We start from the raw sequence: 21,708 nt of genomic DNA, 5'->3' as shown, positions 1-21,708 counted from the left end.
ACATCCGTGCCGACCGTCACCCGAACAGGGAAGATTCAACTGCCCTTCCGTGGGCAGCAGTTGGCGGCCACGGGTCGGATCGTCCGATGGTCCGGCACGGTGGACGAGGGTGGGAGCACGTCGTGCCCCCACCCCTCCGTCACTCCTTCGAGCCACCCACGAGGACACCGTCGTCGGTGACCCGCGCCCGCCCCTTCAGGAAGAGGGCCGCGACCGCAGACCCTCCAGCAGGATGTCCAGCAGCCGGGCCGAAGCCGCCGCCTGCTGCGCGGGATCCGGCAGTGAGGGCGCCGCCGTCGCGATGACCAGCAGCACGTCCGACACCGAGACGTCGGTGCGCAGTTCGCCCGCCTCCCGCGCGCGTTCGACGAGCCGGCCCACGACCTCGAGCAGCGCCGCCGCCCCGGCGTCGTCCACGGCGGCCGTCGTGCCGTCGCCCGCGACGAGCCGCAGCTCGCCGCCGCCCGGCTGCGTCCGCTGCTGCGGTACCCGTACCTCACCGGCCGGCGTGCTCCCGGAGCCGTCCTCCGGCACCCCGACCCGCAGGACCTGCGGCGGCAGCAGCCGCCCGGCGCCGGACGAGACGGACGTCCGCAGGAAGCGCGACAGCGCCGACCACGGCTCGTCCTCCTGACCCAGCGCGGCCCGCGCCTGATCGGTCAGCCGGGACGTCTCCTCCTCGGCTATCCGCCGCACCAGGACGTCCTTGCTCGGGAAACGCCGGTACACCGTGCCGACCCCGACCCGCGCGCGCCGCGCCACGTCCTCCATCGGCGCGCCGTAACCCAGCTCGCCGAAGACCTCGCGAGCCGCCCGCAGTACGTGTTCCAGGTTGCGCTGTGCGTCCACACGCAGCGGCGCCGTGCGCGCGCTCTCACCACGTCCGTTGCCCACGGCCGTCCCGACCGTGCCACCGGGTGGCAGGGCGGACGCGGACGACCAATGCGAATTATGAGTGTGCATGAATGATCCCCCGGTAATGACGTCTCCCCCCGGAGACACTCCCCGCCATCGAATTCCGGGGCGTGGAACACAGGGGACGGCCTCCCGGGCCCGCCCGTCGCAGACCCGCAGAGCACTCCCCCTGACACCCCGTCGACACACGAACATAGTTGAGAGGGAGTCAATTCAGAAGGGGCAGGTTCCGCACGGAGCGCCCCCCGATCGGAGTACGAGCCGCATACGTCCCGATTGCACCCCTTCCCGCACCCCGGCGCACAATGGCTGACCTGCGCTCTTGCCCCGTACGCCGGTGTTTCGGCCAACCCTGCACCCGTCCGACTCGCGGTCACACAAATTGTCGGGGCTGTGGACAAACTCCGGCGCCCGGTGCGTCATGGGATGGTGAAGGAACGTGCGCGCATTCTCGTTGTCGGCGGCGGCTACGTCGGGATGTACACGGCCCTGCGGCTCCAGCGGGAGCTGAAACAGGAACTGGGCCGGGGCGAGGCCGAGATCACGGTCGTCACCCCCGACCCGTACATGACCTACCAGCCCTTCCTCCCCGAGGCGGCCGCGGGTTCCATCTCCCCCCGGCACGTCGTCGTCCCCCTGCGCCGCGTCCTGCCGCACTGCCGGGTCCTGGTCGGCGAGGTCACCGCCGTCGACCACGCCGCACGCACCGCCACCCTCACCACCCCCGCCACCGACGAAGAGGGCACCGGACCACAGCGGCTGACCTACGACGAAATCGTCCTCGCGCCCGGCTCCGTCTCCCGCACGCTCCCCGTCCCGGGCCTCGCGGACCACGCCATCGGCTTCAAGACCGTCGAAGAGGCCATCGGGCTGCGCAACCACGTCATCGAACAGATGGACATCGCCTCCTCCACCCGCGACCCCGCGGTCCGCGACGCGGCCCTCACCTTCGTCTTCGTCGGCGGCGGCTACGCGGGCGTGGAAGCACTCGGCGAACTCGAGGACATGGCCCGCTACACCACCCGCTACTACCACAACATCAAACCCGAGGACATGAAGTGGATCCTCGTCGAGGCCTCCGACCGGATCCTGCCCGAGGTCGGCGCCGACCTGGGCCGCTACACCGTCAGTGAGCTGCGTCGCCGCAACATCGACGTCCGCCTGGGGACCCGGCTGGACTCCTGCGTCGACCGCATCGCCGTCCTCAGCGACGGCGCCCGCTTCCCGACCCGCACGGTCGTGTGGACCGCCGGCGTGAAACCCCACCCGCTGCTCGCCGCCACCGACCTCCCCCTCGACGCACGAGGGCGGCTGAAATGCACCCCTGAGCTGACCGTCGAGGGCGTCACGCACGCGTGGGCGGCCGGAGACGCCGCCGCCGTCCCCGACGTGACGGCCACCGAACCCGGCAAGGAGACCGCGCCGAACGCCCAGCACGCCGTACGCCAGGCCAAGGTCCTCGCCGACAACCTCGTGCGCTCCCTGCGCGGCGAACCCCTGCGGCCGTACTCCCACGGCTACGTCGGCTCGGTCGCCTCGCTAGGCCTCCACCAGGGCGTCGCCCACGTCTACGGCCGCAAGCTCAAGGGCTACCCGGCCTGGTTCATGCACCGCGCGTACCACCTCAGCCGCGTCCCCACCTTCAACCGCAAGGCGCGCGTGCTGGCCGAATGGACCCTCTCCGGCCTCTTCAAACGGGAGATCGTCTCCCTGGGCTCCCTCGAACATCCTCGCGCGGAGTTCGAACTCGCGGCCGGTGGAAAGCCTTCCGACGAGTCCTCCGGCGACCCGAAGGGGTCGTCCTGACCCGATCCAGGAACTCCGCCGGCCGCCCCCACGTCTGACGAATGTCGGCCCGGACGGCGAACCGACTGCCAGACTGCTCCCTGCCCAGCCCCAGAGCCCTTCCCGGCGGTCCATCACCCGCCCCGACCCAAGAGGCTGCTCCCCGTGCTCCACATCCCGGGTGCTGTAACAATGTGCGGTCACCGCCGCGCGGCCCCCGGAGCCCGTACAGGCCCCGGAGCCGGCCGCCGACGACTACACGAGGCAAGGATTCGTGAACTTCACGCGCTGGAGCGCCCGGCTCCCCGGAACGCAGCGCCGCGCCGCCGCGCGAGCCGAGCACCCGGTCCCCACCACGGACCGGCGGAGCGAGGGCTCCGTACCCGCGGCCCGCGCCGAACGACTCACCGGCGAACCGCCCCCGGTGCCCGCCGTCGACGAACTCCCGGTCCGTGAGGTCCTCGACCGTGTCCCGGCCCTCGTCGCCCTGGTCCACGGTCCCGACCACCGCCTCGCCTACGTCAACGACGCCTACGCGGCGGCCTTCGGCGTACGCGCCTGCGGCGGACCCGCGGCCGACGCCCTCCCCGAACTCCGCGACCTCGGCCTCATGCCCCTCCTCGACCAGGCGCTGCGCAGCGGCAAGCCCCGCACCCTGAAGTCCCGCAAGGCCCCCGACGGCCGCTCCTACACCTTCACCTGCACCCCGGCCGCCGAGGACAACGGCAAGGGCACCGTCCTGATCTTCGCCACCGACGTCACCGACCACGCCGAGGCCGCCGAACGCCTCAGAACCAGTGAACGGCGCCAGCGCGAGACCGCCGTCACCCTCCAGCGCTCCCTCCTCCCCCAGGAGCTCGAGGAGCCCGACGACCTGCGGATCGCCGCCACCTACCAGCCCGGCGGCACCGAGGCGGCCGTCGGCGGCGACTGGTACGACGTCATCACCCTCGGCGGCGGCCGCACCGCCCTCGTCATCGGCGACGTCATGGGCCGGGGCGTCCGTGCCGCCGCCGTCATGGGACAGCTGCGCACCGCGGTCCGCGCGTACGCCCGCCTCGACCTCCCGCCGCACGAGATCCTCCAGCTCCTCGACGGCCTCGCCACCGAGATCGACGCCAACCAGATCGCCACGTGCGTGTACGCCATCCACGACCCCAACGAGGGACGGCTGGTGTACGCCTCCGCCGGCCACCTGCCCATCCTCGTCCGCGACGACACCGGCACGGTCCTGCGCGCCGACGAACCCACCGGCCCGCCCCTGGGCACCGGCGGCTGGATGCACGCCTCGGGCTCGATCCCCCTCGGCCCCGGCTCCACGGCCGTCCTCTACACCGACGGCCTGGTGGAACGCAGGGACGAGGACCTCGACGAAGGCATCGCGTCCCTGGAGCGCGCCCTGTCCGGCGCGACCGGCACCCCCCAGGTCGTCTGCGACCGGCTCGTCCGCTCGGCCGGCGTCACCGCCGACCACGACGACGACGTGGCGGTCCTCGTCCTCCAGCACCCGGCGCGCACCGGCCCCGACGGCGAGCTGTTCCGCAACGCGGCCCTGGACCTCCTCGGCGGCGTCGAAGCGGCCCCCCGCGCGCGTGCCTTCGCCTCCGGCGTCCTGACCAGCTGGCGCTTCCCGCCCGACCTGCACGACCTCGGCGTCCTCGCCGCCAGCGAACTCGTCGCCAACTCGCTCCAGCACGGCATCCCGCCGATGCGGCTGCGACTGCGCCGCACCGACCGCCGTCTGATCATCGAGGTCACCGACGGGGACGACCACCTCCCGCGCCGCCGCCGCGCCGAACCCGGCGACGAGTCCGGCCGGGGCATCGCCATCGTCGCCACGATCGCCTCCCACTGGGGCAGCCGCCGCACCCCGGGCGGCGGAAAGGCCGTGTGGTGCGAGTTCGTCCTGCCGAAGCCCGCCGACTGAGCACAGGCCGAGAAAGGACCCGAACACCCATTCCCCCGCGCGCGGCACCTAGGCGAACACGCCTACCGGTGCTAGTAGCTCCCCATGGCAGACGCAACGGGCTTTGACCTCAAGGGAAGCGCCCCCGGGCGCTACGAACACTACGTCGCGCCCCTCATGGCGCCCTTCGTCACCGCACTCGTGGAGGCCGTGGACCTCTACCCCGGCGCCACCGTCCTCGACCTGGCCTGCGGCACCGGCTTCGCGGCCCGCGCGGCCGCGGCCCAGGCGGGCCCCGCCGGCCGGGTCGCCGGCGCGGACGTGAACCAAGGCATGCTCGAGATCGCCGTGGCACGCCACCCCCGTCTCTACCCGGACATCGAGTTCACCGCGGCCCCCGCCGACGACCTCCCCTATCCCGACGCCACCTTCGACGCCGTCATCTGCCAACAGGGCGCCCAGTTCTTCCCCGACCTCGACGCAGCCCTGACGGAGACTGCCCGCGTCACCCGCCCCGGAGGCCGCTTCGCCGCCACCGTCTGGGCCCGCCTCGACGACTCCCCCTACTTCATCGCGCAGCAACGCGCCCTCGAACAGTTCGACGGACGGGAGGCGGCGGAGTCCTTCCGGGCCGCCTTCGCCGCCGCCGACCGCCTCGCCGCCGCCCTCGACCGCGCCGGCTTCCACTCCACGACCCGCCGCGACCTCACCTACGCCATCGACCTGCCCCCGCTGGAGGACTACGTCGCAGGGCACCTCTCCGCGATCCCGTGGGGCCAGTCCCTCGTCGACTCCGGAGGAGAGGAGGCCCTCGCCCGCGCAGCCGACACGGTGCGCGCCCACCTGCCCGGCTCCACGACCACGTTCCCGTTCACGGCGACCCTGGTGACCGCGATCCGCTGAACGCGCGCAACGGAAGGGGCGGCCGTCGTCCATGAGGACGACGGCCGCCCCTTCCGCACGACAGGACGAGACCCGCCCTGGCTGCCCGCAACCGTCAGGCCTGCGCGGGCACGGGCTCCGCGGCGGCACCGCCCCTGGCCACCACCCGCTTGCGCGCCAGCCACGGCTGGTCCTGGACGGCGGTCAGCTGCCGCCCGAGCCGCAGCGCGAGGTAGGTGATGCCCAGCGAGAACAGCAGGAACGTCACGATGTACGGCGCGTGCAGCGAGGCCCCCATCGGACCGCCCACCGCGGGGCCCACGGCCAGCGCGAGCTGCTTCACCAGGGCGAACGCCGAGTTGTACTGGCCGGCCAGACCGGTCGGCGCCAGATCGGCCACCAGCGGCGCGACCGTCGGCGACAGCATCGCCTCACCCAGCCCGAACAGCGCGTACGTCGACACGAACGCGGCGGTCGCCATCTCCCGGCTGCCGTGGCCCAGACCGGCGTACCCGGCGACGACCCACGCGACGGCCCAGATCAGTCCCACGGCCGCGATCACCCGGGACCGCTTCTGCCGCTCGACGAACTTGAGGACGGCGAACTGCGCGACCACGATCATCGCGGTGTTGGCGGCGAGCGCGGTGCCCAGCGCGGACGTGGAGATCCCGGCGGCCTCGACCCCGTACGCGCTCAGGCCCGACTCGAACTGTCCGTAACAGGCGAAGAACAGCACGAAGCCCAGCACGCACAGCTGCACCATGGCCCGGTTGCCCAGCAGCCGCTTCCAGCTGCCCCCGGCGGACCGAGGGGCGTCCTCGACGCGCGGCGCGCGCGGCAGCCGCACGGTGCTCATCACCCCGGCCAGCAGCAGGAACATCGCCGCCTCGATGGCGAAGAGCAGTGTGAACGAGGACACGCGCGTGGTGTCGACGAGATGCCCGCCGATCAGCCCGCCCACGCCGAGGCCGAGGTTCTGGAGGAAGAACTGCGTCGCGAACGCCCGCGACCGGGTCTCCGTGGTCGAGCAGTCCACGATCATCGTCGCCAGCGCCGGCTGCATCACGGCCTGCCCGGCCCCGAGCGCGACCGCGGCGGCCAGGACGGCGGTGGAGTTGCCGGCCAGCCCCAGGCCCATCGCACCCACGGCGGCGGCGACCAGGGCGGCGAGCAGAACCGGCAGTGGACCGCGCCGCACGATCGCCCGGCCGGCGAACGGCAGCACGATCAGCGCGGCCACGGCGAAGACGGCGAGCACGAGCCCCGCCGTCATGGCCCCCAGTCCCCGCACCTGCGCCACATAGACGTACAGGTAGGGGACGGTGAAGCCGAGCCCGAACGCGCTGAGTGCGTTGCCCACGTGGATCCGGCGCATCGCTGCGCCCCTCGCCCTGGTCACGTTCACCTCTCTCAGGTAGTCGTCGTCGGTCGAAGGAGGGAGGGGACGCGGGTCCTTCCGCTGCCTCAGTACTTAGAGCCGAAGACTTAGAAGCTAAAGTTAGGAGCTAAACTGTACACCTCGAAGAACTTCAACGCGAACGAGCCCCGTGCGATACTTGCGCCATGGGCGACACCTCCGGCACGGACGGCACCGGCATCGGCGGCGAGCCGACCCTCGAAGAGCAGATCGCGGCCTACCAGCGCGAGTTCCAGGACCTCGACCCCCAGGTCGAGAAGATCGTGTCGGCGCTGTCCCGTCTGAACCGCCGGATGAACGTCGCCTACGGCCGCCAGACCGCGGACCTCGGCATCAGCAACGCCGAGTGGGAGGTCCTCAAGGCCCTTGTACTCTCCGGTGCCCCCTATCGCCTGGGACCGAGCGATCTGGCCAAGCGGCTCGGCCTGACGCCGGCCGCGATGACCCACCGGATCGACCGCATGGTCGCCGAAGGGCTGGTGACCCGGGAGCGGGACGAGTCCAACCGCGTACGCGTGATCGTCGAGCTCACGCCCGAGGGTCGCGAGAAGTGGCTCCAGGCGATGCGGATGGCGACGGTGTTCGAGGAGGACCTGCTCCAGGACCTCTCGGCGGAAGAGCGGACGGCACTGGGAGAGGTGCTGACCAGGCTGCTGCGCAGGGTGGAGCACGCCCAGCCCGACGCCGGCGGCCGCCTCACCGACCTGGACTGAGCGGGCCGCACCAGGCACGACGAAAAGATCTTGACAGGGGTGGTTGACACGCCCCTCCCAGGCCCGTAGAGTTCTTCGGGTTGCCGGAGAGCTGTAACGGTTCTTCGACGACGCCTCCGCCGCAGAAGCGGCACACAAACCATCAGCACGATCTCCCGACGGGGTTCAATTCGGCGTGCCCGAATTGAATTCGATTCGGGGCCCGCAGCTCGATTAGGAACTGCCGGACGGATCCGCTAAGGTTTGAGACGTCGGAACGGCCCAACAGCCGGAAAGGCAAGCCCCCTCTGACTGGGAATCAGGCCCGAAAGGATCTGATAGAGTCGGAACCGCCGGAAAGGGAAACGCGAAAGCGAAAACCTGGAAAGCACCGAGGAAATCGGGTCGAGAAAAGATCTGATAGAGTCGGAAACGCAAGACCGAAGGGAAGCGCCCGGAGGAAAGCCCGAAGAAGTTCGGGTGAGTACAAAGGAAGCGTCCGTTCCTTGAGAACTCAACAGCGTGCCAAAAATCAACGCCAGATATGTTGATACCCCTTCCCCGGCAGTGATAGCCGAGGATGAGGTTCCTTTGAAATAAACACAGCGAGGACGCTGTGAACGGCCGGGCTCATTCCGCCTGGCTGTTCCGCTCTCGTGTGTGTGCACCGGATTACCGGTAAACATTCACGGAGAGTTTGATCCTGGCTCAGGACGAACGCTGGCGGCGTGCTTAACACATGCAAGTCGAACGATGAACCACTTCGGTGGGGATTAGTGGCGAACGGGTGAGTAACACGTGGGCAATCTGCCCTTCACTCTGGGACAAGCCCTGGAAACGGGGTCTAATACCGGATATCACTTCCACTCGCATGGGTGGGGGTCGAAAGCTCCGGCGGTGAAGGATGAGCCCGCGGCCTATCAGCTTGTTGGTGAGGTAATGGCTCACCAAGGCGACGACGGGTAGCCGGCCTGAGAGGGCGACCGGCCACACTGGGACTGAGACACGGCCCAGACTCCTACGGGAGGCAGCAGTGGGGAATATTGCACAATGGGCGAAAGCCTGATGCAGCGACGCCGCGTGAGGGATGACGGCCTTCGGGTTGTAAACCTCTTTCAGCAGGGAAGAAGCGAAAGTGACGGTACCTGCAGAAGAAGCGCCGGCTAACTACGTGCCAGCAGCCGCGGTAATACGTAGGGCGCAAGCGTTGTCCGGAATTATTGGGCGTAAAGAGCTCGTAGGCGGTCTGTCGCGTCGGATGTGAAAGCCCGGGGCTTAACCCCGGGTCTGCATTCGATACGGGCAGACTAGAGTGTGGTAGGGGAGATCGGAATTCCTGGTGTAGCGGTGAAATGCGCAGATATCAGGAGGAACACCGGTGGCGAAGGCGGATCTCTGGGCCATTACTGACGCTGAGGAGCGAAAGCGTGGGGAGCGAACAGGATTAGATACCCTGGTAGTCCACGCCGTAAACGGTGGGAACTAGGTGTTGGCGACATTCCACGTCGTCGGTGCCGCAGCTAACGCATTAAGTTCCCCGCCTGGGGAGTACGGCCGCAAGGCTAAAACTCAAAGGAATTGACGGGGGCCCGCACAAGCAGCGGAGCATGTGGCTTAATTCGACGCAACGCGAAGAACCTTACCAAGGCTTGACATACACCGGAAAGCATTAGAGATAGTGCCCCCCTTGTGGTCGGTGTACAGGTGGTGCATGGCTGTCGTCAGCTCGTGTCGTGAGATGTTGGGTTAAGTCCCGCAACGAGCGCAACCCTTGTTCTGTGTTGCCAGCATGCCCTTCGGGGTGATGGGGACTCACAGGAGACTGCCGGGGTCAACTCGGAGGAAGGTGGGGACGACGTCAAGTCATCATGCCCCTTATGTCTTGGGCTGCACACGTGCTACAATGGCCGGTACAAAGAGCTGCGAAACCGTGAGGTGGAGCGAATCTCAAAAAGCCGGTCTCAGTTCGGATTGGGGTCTGCAACTCGACCCCATGAAGTCGGAGTTGCTAGTAATCGCAGATCAGCATTGCTGCGGTGAATACGTTCCCGGGCCTTGTACACACCGCCCGTCACGTCACGAAAGTCGGTAACACCCGAAGCCGGTGGCCCAACCCCTTGTGGGAGGGAGCTGTCGAAGGTGGGACTGGCGATTGGGACGAAGTCGTAACAAGGTAGCCGTACCGGAAGGTGCGGCTGGATCACCTCCTTTCTAAGGAGCACTTCTTACCGATCCTTTCGGGGTGAGGTCAGAGGCCAGTACATCGGCGAATGTTCGATGCTGGTTGCTCATGGGTGGAACGTTGATTATTCGGCACTCTTGACTGTCTTCTCCTTCCAGTACTGCTCTTCGGGGCGTGGAACGAATGAGGGAAGCGGCAAGGGTGCCGGGCACGCTGTTGGGTATCTGAGGGTGCGGCCGTGAGGTCGTCCTTCTGATGCCGGCCCCAGTGCACTCGGACCGTAAGGGTTCGGGGTGATGGGTGGCTGGTCGTTGTTTGAGAACTGCACAGTGGACGCGAGCATCTGTGGCCAAGTTTTTAAGGGCGCACGGTGGATGCCTTGGCACCAGGAACCGATGAAGGACGTGGGAGGCCACGATAGTCCCCGGGGAGTCGTCAACCAGGCTTTGATCCGGGGGTTTCCGAATGGGGAAACCCGGCAGTCGTCATGGGCTGTCACCCGCTGCTGAACACATAGGCAGTGTGGAGGGAACGCGGGGAAGTGAAACATCTCAGTACCCGCAGGAAGAGAAAACAACCGTGATTCCGGGAGTAGTGGCGAGCGAAACCGGATGAGGCCAAACCGTATACGTGTGAGACCCGGCAGGGGTTGCGTGTACGGGGTTGTGGGATCTCTCTTTCACAGTCTGCCGGCTGTGAGACGAGTCAGAAACCGTTGATGTAGACGAAGGACATGCGAAAGGTCCGGCGTAGAGGGTAAGACCCCCGTAGTCGAAACGTCAGCGGCTCGTTTGAGAGACACCCAAGTAGCACGGGGCCCGAGAAATCCCGTGTGAATCTGGCGGGACCACCCGCTAAGCCTAAATATTCCCTGGTGACCGATAGCGGATAGTACCGTGAGGGAATGGTGAAAAGTACCGCGGGAGCGGAGTGAAATAGTACCTGAAACCGTGTGCCTACAAGCCGTGGGAGCGTCGCGCATTGAGTTTACTCAATGCGTCGTGACTGCGTGCCTTTTGAAGAATGAGCCTGCGAGTTTGCGGTGTGTTGCGAGGTTAACCCGGGTGGGGTAGCCGTAGCGAAAGCGAGTCCGAACAGGGCGATTCAGTAGCACGCTCAAGACCCGAAGCGGAGTGATCTAGCCATGGGCAGGTTGAAGCGGAGGTAAGACTTCGTGGAGGACCGAACCCACCAGGGTTGAAAACCTGGGGGATGACCTGTGGTTAGGGGTGAAAGGCCAATCAAACTCCGTGATAGCTGGTTCTCCCCGAAATGCATTTAGGTGCAGCGTCGTGTGTTTCTTGCCGGAGGTAGAGCACTGGATAGGCGATGGGCCCTACCGGGTTACTGACCTTAGCCAAACTCCGAATGCCGGTAAGTGAGAGCGCGGCAGTGAGACTGTGGGGGATAAGCTCCATGGTCGAGAGGGAAACAGCCCAGAGCATCGACTAAGGCCCCTAAGCGTACGCTAAGTGGGAAAGGATGTGGAGTCGCAGAGACAACCAGGAGGTTGGCTTAGAAGCAGCCACCCTTGAAAGAGTGCGTAATAGCTCACTGGTCTAGTGATTCCGCGCCGACAATGTAGCGGGGCTCAAGCGTACCGCCGAAGTCGTGTCATTGCAGCAATACGCCCAACGGCGGCTGTGATGGGTAGGGGAGCGTCGTGTGCCGGGTGAAGCAGCACCGGAAGGTAGTTGTGGACGGTTCACGAGTGAGAATGCAGGCATGAGTAGCGATACACACGTGAGAAACGTGTGCGCCGATTGACTAAGGGTTCCTGGGTCAAGCTGATCTGCCCAGGGTAAGTCGGGACCTAAGGCGAGGCCGACAGGCGTAGTCGATGGATAACCGGTTGATATTCCGGTACCCGCTGTGAAGCGTCAAACATCGAACCAGGCGATGCTAAGTCCGTGAAGCCGTTCCGGACCCTTCGGGGAAAGGAAAGTGGTGGAGCCGACGAACCAGACTTGCAGTAGGTGAGTGATGGGGTGACGCAGGAAGGTAGTCCATCCCGGGCGGTGGTTGTCCCGGGGTAAGGGTGTAGGACGGTGTGTAGGCAAATCCGCACGCCATACAGTCTGAGACCTGATGCCGAGCCGATTGTGGCGAAGTGGATGATCCTATGCTGTCGAGAAAAGCCTCTAGCGAGTTTCATGGCGGCCCGTACCCTAAACCGACTCAGGTGGTCAGGTAGAGAATACCGAGGCGTTCGGGTGAACTATGGTTAAGGAACTCGGCAAAATGCCCCCGTAACTTCGGGAGAAGGGGGGCCATCACTGGTGATTGGATTTACTCCATGAGCTGGGGGTGGCCGCAGAGACCAGCGAGAAGCGACTGTTTACTAAAAACACAGGTCCGTGCGAAGCCGTAAGGCGATGTATACGGACTGACGCCTGCCCGGTGCTGGAACGTTAAGGGGACCGGTTAGTCACATTTCGGTGTGGCGAAGCTGAGAACTTAAGCGCCAGTAAACGGCGGTGGTAACTATAACCATCCTAAGGTAGCGAAATTCCTTGTCGGGTAAGTTCCGACCTGCACGAATGGCGTAACGACTTCTCGACTGTCTCAACCATAGGCCCGGTGAAATTGCACTACGAGTAAAGATGCTCGTTTCGCGCAGCAGGACGGAAAGACCCCGGGACCTTTACTACAGTTTGATATTGGTGTTCGGTTCGGCTTGTGTAGGATAGGTGGGAGACTTTGAAGCGGCCACGCCAGTGGTTGTGGAGTCGTCGTTGAAATACCACTCTGGTCGTGCTGGATGTCTAACCTGGGTCCGTGATCCGGATCAGGGACAGTGTCTGATGGGTAGTTTAACTGGGGCGGTTGCCTCCTAAAGAGTAACGGAGGCGCCCAAAGGTTCCCTCAGCCTGGTTGGCAATCAGGTGTTGAGTGTAAGTGCACAAGGGAGCTTGACTGTGAGACCGACGGGTCGAGCAGGGACGAAAGTCGGGACTAGTGATCCGGCGGTGGCTTGTGGAAGCGCCGTCGCTCAACGGATAAAAGGTACCCCGGGGATAACAGGCTGATCTTCCCCAAGAGTCCATATCGACGGGATGGTTTGGCACCTCGATGTCGGCTCGTCGCATCCTGGGGCTGGAGTCGGTCCCAAGGGTTGGGCTGTTCGCCCATTAAAGCGGTACGCGAGCTGGGTTTAGAACGTCGTGAGACAGTTCGGTCCCTATCCGCTGCGCGCGCAGGAATATTGAGAAGGGCTGTCCCTAGTACGAGAGGACCGGGACGGACGAACCTCTGGTGTGCCAGTTGTTCTGCCAAGGGCATGGCTGGTTGGCTACGTTCGGGAGGGATAACCGCTGAAAGCATCTAAGCGGGAAGCCTGCTTCGAGATGAGTATTCCCACCCCCTTTGAGGGGTTAAGGCTCCCAGTAGACGACTGGGTTGATAGGCCGGATGTGGAAGCCCAGTAATGGGTGAAGCTGACCGGTACTAATAGGCCGAGGGCTTGTCCTCAGTTGCTCGCGTCCACTGTGTTGGTTCTGAAACCACGAACAGCCCCATGCCATGGTCACGGTGTGGTGCGGCTGGACAGTTTCATAGTGTTTCGGTGGTCATAGCGTGAGGGAAACGCCCGGTTACATTCCGAACCCGGAAGCTAAGCCTTACAGCGCCGATGGTACTGCAGGGGGGACCCTGTGGGAGAGTAGGACACCGCCGAACAAATTTTATGGGAGACCCCCGCACCTGATGGTGCGGGGGTTTTCTGCGTTTATTGAGCTTTCTGCGGAACTGCTCAGGTATTACTGTGCTTTGCATGTACACCTATGTGGTTCGGGTCGTTCGGGCCGAGGAGTGGGCTCCGGTCAAGGCACTGCGGCTGCTGGCTCTCGAGGATCCGGCGGCGCCCCTCGCCTTTCTGGAGACGTACGAGACGGCCGCGGAGCGGCCCGACTCCTTCTGGCAGGAGCGGGCGGCCTCGGCGTCCGCCGAGGGGGCCGGCACGGTGCGCCAGTTCATCGCCGAGGCCGAGGACGGCGAGTGGGCCGGGACCGTCACCCTGCTCGTGGAGGAGGCCGGCAGCGTCGACTGGGCCGGCTTCCCCGTGGAGCGACGTCAGGGACACGTGGTCGGGGTCTTCGTCCGGAAGCAGTGGCGGGGGAGCGGGATGACCGCGGATCTGCTCCGCGCCGCCGTGGAATGGGCGTGGGAACAGGACCTCGAGCGGGTGCGGCTCATCGTGCACGAGCGGAACCTGCGGGCGCAGGGGGCCTACCGCAAGGCCGGGTTCCGGCCGACCGGGCGGACCGTGCCGCTGGCGGAGGGCTCCGAGGACAACGAGTACGAGTTCGTCCTGGAGCGGCCGGAGTCAGACCGGTAGGTCGTGGTGGGGCCAGCGTGCCCGGGCCTGTTCGCGGGAACGGAGCAGGGCCATGGTGGGCAGGCCGCGATCCGCGCCGGTGGCCAGGAGGTCCGGGAGCTGGGAGAGGGGGGCCACGGCCGCCACGTCGTCGAGCACCAGGGACATTGGTGGGTCGAGGCGACCGGAGGATGACCGTTCGGCCATGCGCCGGCCGCGCTCGACCACGCTGGAGACGAGGGCCGTCAGGAGCGGCATCGCGCCGGGACCCGTCCTGGGGTCCTCGATGGATTCACCGAGCACATAAAGCGTTCCCCCCTCGGCCACGAAGGAATCCAAGGCGAGGGCGTCAGTTCGGTTGGGAGTGCAGGCCTCGCGGATGTTGACCGTGGAGAGGGCGGAGAGGGCACGGGAGGTCAGTTCCTGCGCGATGTCCCGGCGTTCGGGGTGGGCGGTGAGGGCGGCTTCCAGTTCGCCGGCCGCGCCGGGGGCCGCCTTCGGGCTGGTGCGCAGGGTGCGGACCGCTTCCTGGATGCCGGTGCCCTGGGACCAGCGGTGCACGTGGCGGACGGTGCGTCCGTCGACGGCCGCCGCGTGCAGGTAGCAGCGCAGGAGGGTCTCCGCGGTGTCGCTGACGGCCTGGTCGAGCCGGGAAGCGGGGCGGACCGGGGTGAGGAGCGCGGCGGCGCGCGAGGCCGCGGTCTGCTTGTCCTCGCAGCCCGCCGTGGGGGACCAGTGGAGCCGGGCCGGGGTGTCGCACCGGTGCGCGGGATCGTAGAGGTGGACCGGGCCGAGCTTGGCCCTGGCGTCCTTGGTCTCCTGCCACAGGGCGGGGTTCGAGGTGACGACGAGGGCCGGGCCCTCGCAGTCCCGGATGGCCCGCACGGCGGTCAGGAAGCGGGTCTCCGGCGGGGCGTAGTGCACCGTGCCCTCGGACCGGGTCCCTTCCCAGCCGGCCGCCCGGTCGCTCGCCACGTCCGCGAGGAGGGCGGCCGAGGTCCCCGGCGGAGGCTGAGGGACGGGCGTGGGTGAGGCGTGCTGGGCGGCCGCGGCCGGCTGGAGGGGTTCCGTCGGCTGGTGCGGGTCCGCGGGCTGCTGGTCGGGGACGGCCGCCGGGCCGGGTGGTCCGGCCGTGGTGGCCTGGCCGGTCTCGGCGCGCTGGGCCGGCACCTCGTGCGGGGTGCGGGGCGACGGGCTCTCGTGCCCGGGCGGGGACATCGAATCCGCGCGTCTGCGGGCGCGTACCGCGCGCCAGCGGGCGAGGGTGCCCATCACGAACACCGTGAGGACGAGAAGGATCATCAGCTGGCCGATGAGCAGGCCCCAGAACAGCCCGTAGCCCGACAGGTCCGCCGGCTGCGCCCCGGGCCAGGCGCCGGGGACGTCGTGGGGCCGGGCGATGAGGTGGCGCATGGCCAGCGGGGTGCGGGTGAAGGTGACGCCCGCGGGCCAGGAGCCGTGGGCGAAGAGGGCCGCCAGACCGGTCGCCGTCCAGACCAGCAGGGTCATGCCGAGCAGGAACGCGAGTATGCCGATGAGCAGCCCGTCGGGGATGCCTCCCTGGCTGCCGCCGTGCCGTTCGTCTCCCGGTCTCATGACGACCCCCTCGCCCGCGCTAGGCGACCGTCGACTCGGACGAGCCGTCCAGGTCGGCCAGGTGCTGTTCCATGAAGGCCGCCGCCCGTCGTTCCTGTTCCAGTTCGGCGGCGAGCAGGGCGTCGTCGTCGGACAGGGTGTGGTCGGCTGAGGACTCCGTCATCGCCCGGTCGGTGAAGACCAGCGGCCGTTCCGTCTCGGTGACGAGGTGTTTCACCACCTGGACGTTGCCGTTGACGTCCCAGACGGCGATGCCCGGAGTGAGGGTGGGGATGATCTCCACCGCCCACCGGGGCAGGCCGATGACCCGGCCGGTCGCTCTGGCCTCGTCCGCCTTCTGGGCGTAGATCGTGCGGGTCGACGCCATCTTCAGGATGGCCGCGGCCTCCTTGGCGGCCGCTCCGTCGACCACGTCGGAGAGGTGGTGGACGACCGCCACGAACGACAGGCCGAGGCGGCGGCCGAACTTCAGCAGCCGCTGGAAGAGCTGGGCCACGAAAGGGCTGTTGATGATGTGCCAGGCCTCCTCGACGAGGAAGATGCGCTTCTTCCGGTCGGGGCGGATCCAGGTGTGCTCCAGCCATACCCCGACGATCGCCATCAGGATCGGCATGGCGATCGAGTTGCGGTCGATGTGGGACAAATCGAACACGATGAGCGGGGCGTCCAGGTCGATGCCGACCGTCGTGGGGCCGTCGAACATGCCCCTGAGGTCACCGTCGACGAGGCGGTCCAGGACCAGCGCCACGTCGAGACCCCAGGCCCGTACGTCGTCTATGGCGACGTTCATCGCCTCGGCGGACTCCGGTTCGGGGTGGCGCAGCTGCTCGACGATGTCGGTCAGGACCGGCTGGCGTTCCACGATCGTCTCGTTGACGTAGGCGTGGGCGACCTTCAGGGCGAACCCCGAGCGCTCGTCGAGGCCGTGGCCCATCGCCACCTCGATGATGGTGCGCAGCAGGGCGAGCTGGCCCGTCGTGGTGATCGACGGGTCCAGCGGGTTGAGACGGATGCCGTGGTCCAGCGCGGCCGCCGGGTCCAGGCGGATGGGAGTTATGCCGAGCGCCTGCGCGATGAGGTTCCATTCGCCGACGCCGTCCTCGCCCTGGGCGTCCAGGACGACGACCTGGCGGTCGCGGAAGCGGAGCTGGCGCATGACGTAGGTCTTCTCCAGCGCCGACTTGCCGTTTCCGGACTCGCCGAGGACCAGCCAGTGCGGTGCGGGGAGCTGCTGGCCGTACAGCTGGAAGGGGTCGTAGATGTAGCCCTTTCCGGAGTAGACCTCGCGGCCGATGATGACGCCGGAGTCGCCGAGGCCGGGGGCGGCCGTGGGCAGGTAGACCGCCTGGGCCTGGCCCGTGGAGGTGCGTACCGGCAGCCGGGTCGTCTCGACCTTGCCGAAGAGGAACGAGGTGAAGGCGTCCGTGAGGACGGACAGCGGATCCCGCATCAGCTCATCAGCCCCTACCGTCGGATTCCGGTGGCGAACGGGAGGGTGTTCACGAACGCCCGGTGGTGCTCTCGGTCGCACCATTCGAGCTTGAGGTACGACTTGCCGGCCGACGCCCTTATCGTGCGCTTGTCGCGGGCGAGGGCCTCGGGATTGCGTGAGGAGACGGTGATGTAGCCGACCAGGTTCACTCCGGCCGCGCCGGACGCCAGGTCCTCGCCGCGCTGGTCGAGCCGGGAGTGGGCCGCCACGTCACGCGGGTCGACGGTGCGGTTCATCTTGGCGGCCCGGCTGGCCTCGGCGTCGTCGTTGGTCTTCTCCGTCAGCATGCGCTCGATGGCGACCTCGGTGGGTTCGAGGTCCATGGTCACGGCGACGGTGCGGATGACGTCCGGGGTGTGGACGAGGAGCGGGGCCAGGAAGTTGACACCCACGGGGGTCATCGGCCACTCCTTGACCCAGGCCGTGGCATGGCACCAGGGGGCCCGGGTGGACGATTCGCGGGTCTTGGCCTGGAGGTACGTCGGCTCCATGGCGTCCAGCTCGGCCGGCCAGGCGTTGCGCTTGGTCATCGCCTGGATGTGGTCGATGGGGTGGTCCGGGTCGTACATGGAGTGGACGAGGGAGGACAGCCGGCCCTGGCCGAGGGGCTGGCGGACGCGGATGTCCGCCTCCTGGAGGCGGGAGCAGATGTCCGTCAGCTCGCGGGCCATGACGACCGCGAGGCCGGCGTCGCGGTCGAGTTTGCGGCCGGCCTGGGGACGGGCGGCGCGCGCCATGGCGTGGGCCTCGGCGGCCAGTTCACGGGTGTAGTGCATGCAGGCGACGAGGTAGGCGCGGTGCTGCTCGCTGCTCGTGGACACCATGGACTGGAGCTGGTCGTAGGAGCGGGCCAGCCAGTCGGGGGCCTTCTCGTCCCCGCGGACGGCGACGTCCTTGGCGTGGGCGTCGGGGTCGGCGGGGAGGGTGCGGGCGAGCATCTGGAGGCGGGTGACGAAGCCGTCGCCGTTCGCCACGTGCTTGAGGAGGGTGCCGAAGCGGTCGACCAGGGCCTCCTGGTCCTCGCTGTCGCGCAGGCCGACGCCCGGGCCCTCGATCTCGATGGCGGCCGTCACGGTACGGCGGTCGGCGTGCAGGAGCACGGCGATCTCGTCGGGGCCGAAGGGGGCGGCCAGCCAGCTGATGCGGCCGATGCCCGGGGGCGGGCCGATCTCGATCTCCTGGCCGTCGAGCCGGGTGCCCGCCTCCATGACCGTCGAGCGGTAGGTCGTGCCCTGGCGCAGGGTGCGCTTGTAGCTGCGGTTGATCTCGAACCACTTGTAGAACGTGCGGTGCTTGTACGGCACGTAGACGGCGGCGAGCGCGAGCATCGGGAAGCCGCTCAGCAGGACGATCCGCAGGGCGAGCACGGGGACGAGGAGACCGCACATCATGCCGAGGAACGCGCCGACGACGATGAGCGCGATCTCGCCGGTCTCGCGGTTGCGGCCGACGATCGCGTTCGGCCGGGCGCGGCCGATCAGATATGTACGGCGGGGCGTGATCGCGTGGGACACATGAGCCGCGTGGGAATCAGTCGTCAACGCCCTTCACCTCCCGTGCGGTTGTTGCTGCTGTTGCGGGTGTTGCTGGCGTGCGGGGTGTTGACCGGGCTGCTCGCGCGGGGAGCGGGTGCGGAGGAGGGGACAGATCCGCCGCCCCCGTTCGAGGTGCGCGAGCTGTGCGCGGCGACGCCGCCGGAGGCGGGGTTGGAGGGGCGGGCGCCGGAGGATCCGGACTGGCCGCCGCCGTTGTTGTCCGCACGGGTGCTGTGGGTCTTGATGCCCTGGGCGACGAGGGTCGCCGGGGAGCTGATGACGGCCGCGGCCTTGCCCTCGGCGCCCTGCATGATGCGGTTGTTGCGGGAGCCCGCGATCTCGTCGCCGAAGCCGGGGACGAAGCGGTAGATCATCGCGCTGGCGAAGATGGCGAGCAGGATGATCGACAGGCCGGAGACGACGGCGGAGAAGGCGTTCGGGCCGTCGGCGGTGGAGAGCGCGCCGGCGAGGCCGAGCACTATCACGATGACCGGCTTGACCAGGATGACGGCGATCATGATGCCGGCCCAGCGGCGGACGTGACTCCACAGGTTCTTGTCGACCAGGCCCGCGTAGACGACGGTGCCGAGCAGGGCGCCCACGTAGAGGAGGGCGGCCCTGATGACGAGCTCCAGCCACAGCACGCCGGCCGCGAGGATCGACACCAGGGAGACGACGATCAGCATGATCGGGCCGCCGCCGATGTCCTCGCCCTTGGCGAGGGCGGCGGAGAAGGTGCCGAAGAACGTGTCGGTCTGGTTGCCGGTGGTCTTCGCGAGGACGTCGGTGATGCCGTCCGTGGCGGACACGACGGTGTAGAGGATCAGGGGGGTGAAGGCGGAGGCCAGGACGGTCAGCCAGAGGAATCCGACGGCTTCGCCGATGGCGGTGGTGAGGGGGACTCCGCGCACCGCCCTCTTGGCGACGGCGAGCAGCCACAGCAGCAGCGTCAGCACGGTCGAGGCGGCGAAGACGACGGCGTACTGCTTGAGGAACCGCTCGTTGGTGAAGTCGACGTTCGCCGTGTCCTTCACGGCCTCGCTGAGCTTGTCGATGGTCCAGGCGGCGGCGTCGGCACAGCCCTTGGCCAGGGAGGAGAGGGGGTCGAGGGTGTCGGAGACCGGGTTGGTGGTGGTGGAGGGGCTCTCGCCCCTTTCGCAGTAATCCCTGGCGGGGCCGCGGATCAGCTCGCTGCACGCGCTGTTGCTCGGGGACGAGGAGGGTGACGGGCTGGGTGTCGGTACGGCGAAGGCACGGCCGGCCGTGAGTACGGCGACGGTCTGAGCGGCCGCCACGGCGGCCGTGACCTTGAGGGAGAGGTGCTTAGCGCGCATAGGTGAACCCTCCGTACTCCTCGACGGCCTTCGTCATGTCGTCGGCGGTGGAGGCCTGCTGGTCGCGCCCGACCGGGACCGGCCCGTCCTTCTGCTGGAAGTCGGTGACCTTCCAGTCGTTGTCGGCCCACTGGAGCTGGTAGGTCGTGGTGAACCAGCTCTCGGAGACGGGGTTGGTCGAGGCCTGGCCGGAGAGACCGAACAGCGAGGTGTACCAGACCTCGACGGTGGCGTTGCTCGTACCGGACGCCTTCACCTTGGTGCCGACGGGGATGACCCGGGACACGAAGGACTGGCCGGCCGGAGCGGTGCCGTCCTTGTCCAGGCCGATGTTGCTCAGGAACGCCTCGCTCGAGTACGCGGTGTCCAGGGCGGCCTGCTTGCCGGCGGCGAGGGCGGGCGCGTACACCGTGTCGACGATCTGATGCCGAAGCGTCGTCACGAACATGTCCGCCGAACCCAGCGCCACCGCGTAGTTCGCGGCGGCGGACTGTGCGCCCTGGGCGTCGTGGGCGTAGCCCGAGGGGATGCCGCCCGTCTTGGACTGGACGGGCCGGGTTCCGGTGGGCGCCGTGCTGGTGGCGTCCGGTCCGGCGCCCGCGGAGCCGTTGGCGGAGGTGGAAGAGGAATCGTCTCCTCCACGGTTCGCGAAGGCGATCGCCGCGATGAGGACGACGACGACGCCGACCACCGTGACCAGGCTCCGCGAGGACGAACGGCCGCCTCTGCGGGCGCCGCCGTAGGGGTCGTTCTCGGGCAGGCGCAGGCGTGTGCGGCCGTACCCGTGGCCCTCGTCGGAGCGCGCGGATTCGCCGTAGTCGTGTTCGTCGCCGGGAGTCATGCCGCGTAGGCCCCCTCGTTGCCGTACCGGGACATGTACAGGTACGACGGTAGCCGTGCTGGTTCCCGCGCGGGCGCGGTGTGGTGACTCGACATCAGGGACATCAGGGAAACGCAACCTCAGCCGGTGGGCACGACAGATGGGTGGGGGTGGCGGGCCGGGCGTGCCCGGACGGGACCTGGGGTGGCGCGGGGGCCGCGGTTACACGGCCATGCCGTACACGATCGTGAACAGCGTCCCGAGGGAGCCGATGATGAAGACGCCGGTGAGTCCGGCGATGATGAGGCCCTTGCCCTGTTCCGCGCTGAAGGTGTCCCGCAGGGCGGTCGCGCCGATGCGCTGTTTGGCCGCGCCCCAGATGGCGATGCCGAGGCAGAGGAGGATGGCGACGGCCATCACGACCTCGATCATCACCTTGGCCTCGTTGCCCAGGCTGCCGAAGGGCCCCCAGTCGGGAGCGATCCCGCCGATGATGGTGTTGATGTCGCCCTTGTCGGCCGCGAACAGCATGTAAGTCACCGCCCCTGGTGGGTAGTTCCACGGTCCCTCTGCGGGTGTGCAGAGGTCACGCCTCATTCTCGCCGACGAAGTCGCCGTCGGATGTCGACTTGGCGTCTTTGTCGTACGGGATTCGTACGAATAGCTCGTATGGTCACTCTGTGTATCACGGCAGGTCACGCCGGGCAATGAGGCTTGGAGCGGAACCTGTGGTGTGGTTCCGTCGTTAGCCCACTTCACGGCCCTGTGCCGTTTCTGACGGCTGGTCGGGTGAGCGTACGTTTCGATGTTCTCATGACGTGACCCGTACGGGGCATG

General features: G+C 67.5%; 13 protein-coding genes and 3 rRNA genes. 8 read left to right on the top strand and 8 right to left on the bottom strand.

All coding sequences use genetic code 11. From position 1 onward, the window contains the following. Positions 1 to 195: 195 nt before the first annotated feature. Positions 196 to 963 carry a TetR/AcrR family transcriptional regulator gene (locus Saso_RS17670; protein WP_189923937.1) on the bottom strand — a complete coding sequence of 256 codons (768 nt, stop codon included), beginning with the start codon at positions 961 to 963 and terminating at the stop codon, positions 196 to 198. A 378-nt stretch (positions 964 to 1,341) separates the two neighbouring features. Here Saso_RS17670 and Saso_RS17665 point away from each other — a divergent pair, with 378 nt between their 5' ends. The 3 genes from Saso_RS17665 (at position 1,342) to Saso_RS38780 (ending at position 5,509) form a co-directional block, all read left to right on the top strand. Further along, on the top strand, positions 1,342 to 2,721 hold the full coding sequence (locus Saso_RS17665; protein ID WP_189923939.1) for an NAD(P)/FAD-dependent oxidoreductase: 1,380 nt from the start codon (positions 1,342 to 1,344) through the stop codon (positions 2,719 to 2,721). Positions 2,722 to 2,974: 253 nt separating this feature from the next. Further along, entirely contained in the window at positions 2,975 to 4,627 is a 1,653-nt protein-coding gene (locus Saso_RS17660) for an ATP-binding SpoIIE family protein phosphatase (protein ID WP_189923941.1), read from the top strand. A gap of 84 nt (positions 4,628 to 4,711) precedes the next feature. After that, positions 4,712 to 5,509: a class I SAM-dependent methyltransferase gene (locus Saso_RS38780; RefSeq protein WP_189923943.1), complete on the top strand. Its 798-nt coding sequence runs from the start codon at positions 4,712 to 4,714 to the stop codon at positions 5,507 to 5,509. Positions 5,510 to 5,603: 94 nt separating this feature from the next. Here Saso_RS38780 and Saso_RS17650 read toward each other — a convergent pair whose 3' ends face one another. Next, positions 5,604 to 6,863 carry an MFS transporter gene (locus tag Saso_RS17650; RefSeq protein ID WP_189923945.1) on the bottom strand — a complete coding sequence of 420 codons (1,260 nt, stop codon included), beginning with the start codon at positions 6,861 to 6,863 and terminating at the stop codon, positions 5,604 to 5,606. A gap of 188 nt (positions 6,864 to 7,051) precedes the next feature. Between Saso_RS17650 and Saso_RS17645 the strand changes: the two genes are divergently transcribed. From Saso_RS17645 to Saso_RS17625, 5 genes are all read left to right on the top strand, one after another. Then, entirely contained in the window at positions 7,052 to 7,618 is a 567-nt protein-coding gene (locus tag Saso_RS17645) for a MarR family winged helix-turn-helix transcriptional regulator (RefSeq protein WP_189923946.1), read from the top strand. A gap of 664 nt (positions 7,619 to 8,282) precedes the next feature. Beyond that, positions 8,283 to 9,808, top strand: a 16S ribosomal RNA gene (locus tag Saso_RS17640). 318 nt (positions 9,809 to 10,126) lie between these two features. After that, a 23S ribosomal RNA gene (locus Saso_RS17635) occupies positions 10,127 to 13,250 on the top strand. A 90-nt stretch (positions 13,251 to 13,340) separates the two neighbouring features. Beyond that, a 5S ribosomal RNA gene (rrf, locus tag Saso_RS17630) occupies positions 13,341 to 13,457 on the top strand. The 16S, 23S and 5S rRNA genes sit together here, the layout of an rRNA operon. Before the next feature lie 94 nt (positions 13,458 to 13,551). Continuing rightward, on the top strand, positions 13,552 to 14,115 hold the full coding sequence (locus Saso_RS17625) for a GNAT family N-acetyltransferase (protein WP_189921383.1): 564 nt from the start codon (positions 13,552 to 13,554) through the stop codon (positions 14,113 to 14,115). Here Saso_RS17625 and Saso_RS17620 read toward each other — a convergent pair. The 6 genes from Saso_RS17620 to Saso_RS17595 all read right to left on the bottom strand — a co-directional run bounded on the left by Saso_RS17620 (position 14,104) and on the right by Saso_RS17595 (position 21,402). Further along, the gene (locus tag Saso_RS17620) at positions 14,104 to 15,690 is read right to left on the bottom strand and encodes a type VI secretion protein (RefSeq protein ID WP_189921381.1); all 1,587 of its coding nucleotides are present in this window, start codon (positions 15,688 to 15,690) and stop codon (positions 14,104 to 14,106) included. The two genes, Saso_RS17625 and Saso_RS17620, sit on opposite strands and share 12 nt — an antisense overlap. A 19-nt stretch (positions 15,691 to 15,709) precedes the next feature. Beyond that, positions 15,710 to 17,140, bottom strand: a complete 1,431-nt coding sequence (locus tag Saso_RS17615) for an ATP-binding protein (RefSeq protein WP_189921379.1) — start codon at positions 17,138 to 17,140, stop codon at positions 15,710 to 15,712. Positions 17,141 to 17,154: 14 nt separating this feature from the next. Then, positions 17,155 to 18,696 (bottom strand): SCO6880 family protein, encoded by a 1,542-nt coding sequence (locus tag Saso_RS17610; RefSeq protein WP_372442474.1) that lies wholly within the window; start codon positions 18,694 to 18,696, stop codon positions 17,155 to 17,157. 23 nt (positions 18,697 to 18,719) lie between these two features. Next, positions 18,720 to 20,051 (bottom strand): hypothetical protein, encoded by a 1,332-nt coding sequence (locus Saso_RS17605; RefSeq protein ID WP_189921375.1) that lies wholly within the window; start codon positions 20,049 to 20,051, stop codon positions 18,720 to 18,722. Next, the gene (locus tag Saso_RS17600; protein ID WP_189921373.1) at positions 20,041 to 20,892 is read right to left on the bottom strand and encodes a hypothetical protein; all 852 of its coding nucleotides are present in this window, start codon (positions 20,890 to 20,892) and stop codon (positions 20,041 to 20,043) included. The genes Saso_RS17605 and Saso_RS17600 overlap by 11 nt, the downstream gene beginning before the upstream one ends. A 201-nt stretch (positions 20,893 to 21,093) precedes the next feature. Then, positions 21,094 to 21,402 (bottom strand): hypothetical protein, encoded by a 309-nt coding sequence (locus Saso_RS17595; protein WP_003991275.1) that lies wholly within the window; start codon positions 21,400 to 21,402, stop codon positions 21,094 to 21,096. Positions 21,403 to 21,708 lie beyond the last annotated feature (306 nt).

This window comes from Streptomyces asoensis, from assembly GCF_016860545.1.
Classification (GTDB): domain Bacteria; phylum Actinomycetota; class Actinomycetes; order Streptomycetales; family Streptomycetaceae; genus Streptomyces; species Streptomyces asoensis.
Note: the sequence above shows the minus strand (reverse complement) of the source record. Positions and strands in the feature narration are given on the sequence as shown.

Excerpts from the sequence above, each read along its gene's own strand:
- Saso_RS17670 (WP_189923937.1), bottom strand. The coding sequence starts at position 963 with ATGCACACTCATAATTCGCATTGGTCGTCCGCGTCCGCCCTGCCACCC.
- Saso_RS17665 (WP_189923939.1), top strand. The coding sequence starts at position 1,342 with ATGGTGAAGGAACGTGCGCGCATTCTCGTTGTCGGCGGCGGCTACGTC.
- Saso_RS38780 (WP_189923943.1), top strand. The coding sequence starts at position 4,712 with ATGGCAGACGCAACGGGCTTTGACCTCAAGGGAAGCGCCCCCGGGCGC.
- Saso_RS17650 (WP_189923945.1), bottom strand. The coding sequence starts at position 6,863 with ATGCGCCGGATCCACGTGGGCAACGCACTCAGCGCGTTCGGGCTCGGC.
- Saso_RS17645 (WP_189923946.1), top strand. The coding sequence starts at position 7,052 with ATGGGCGACACCTCCGGCACGGACGGCACCGGCATCGGCGGCGAGCCG.
- Saso_RS17625 (WP_189921383.1), top strand. The coding sequence starts at position 13,552 with ATGTACACCTATGTGGTTCGGGTCGTTCGGGCCGAGGAGTGGGCTCCG.
- Saso_RS17620 (WP_189921381.1), bottom strand. The coding sequence starts at position 15,690 with ATGAGACCGGGAGACGAACGGCACGGCGGCAGCCAGGGAGGCATCCCC.
- Saso_RS17615 (WP_189921379.1), bottom strand. The coding sequence starts at position 17,140 with ATGCGGGATCCGCTGTCCGTCCTCACGGACGCCTTCACCTCGTTCCTC.
- Saso_RS17605 (WP_189921375.1), bottom strand. The coding sequence starts at position 20,051 with ATGCGCGCTAAGCACCTCTCCCTCAAGGTCACGGCCGCCGTGGCGGCC.
- Saso_RS17600 (WP_189921373.1), bottom strand. The coding sequence starts at position 20,892 with ATGACTCCCGGCGACGAACACGACTACGGCGAATCCGCGCGCTCCGAC.
- Saso_RS17595 (WP_003991275.1), bottom strand. The coding sequence starts at position 21,402 with ATGCTGTTCGCGGCCGACAAGGGCGACATCAACACCATCATCGGCGGG.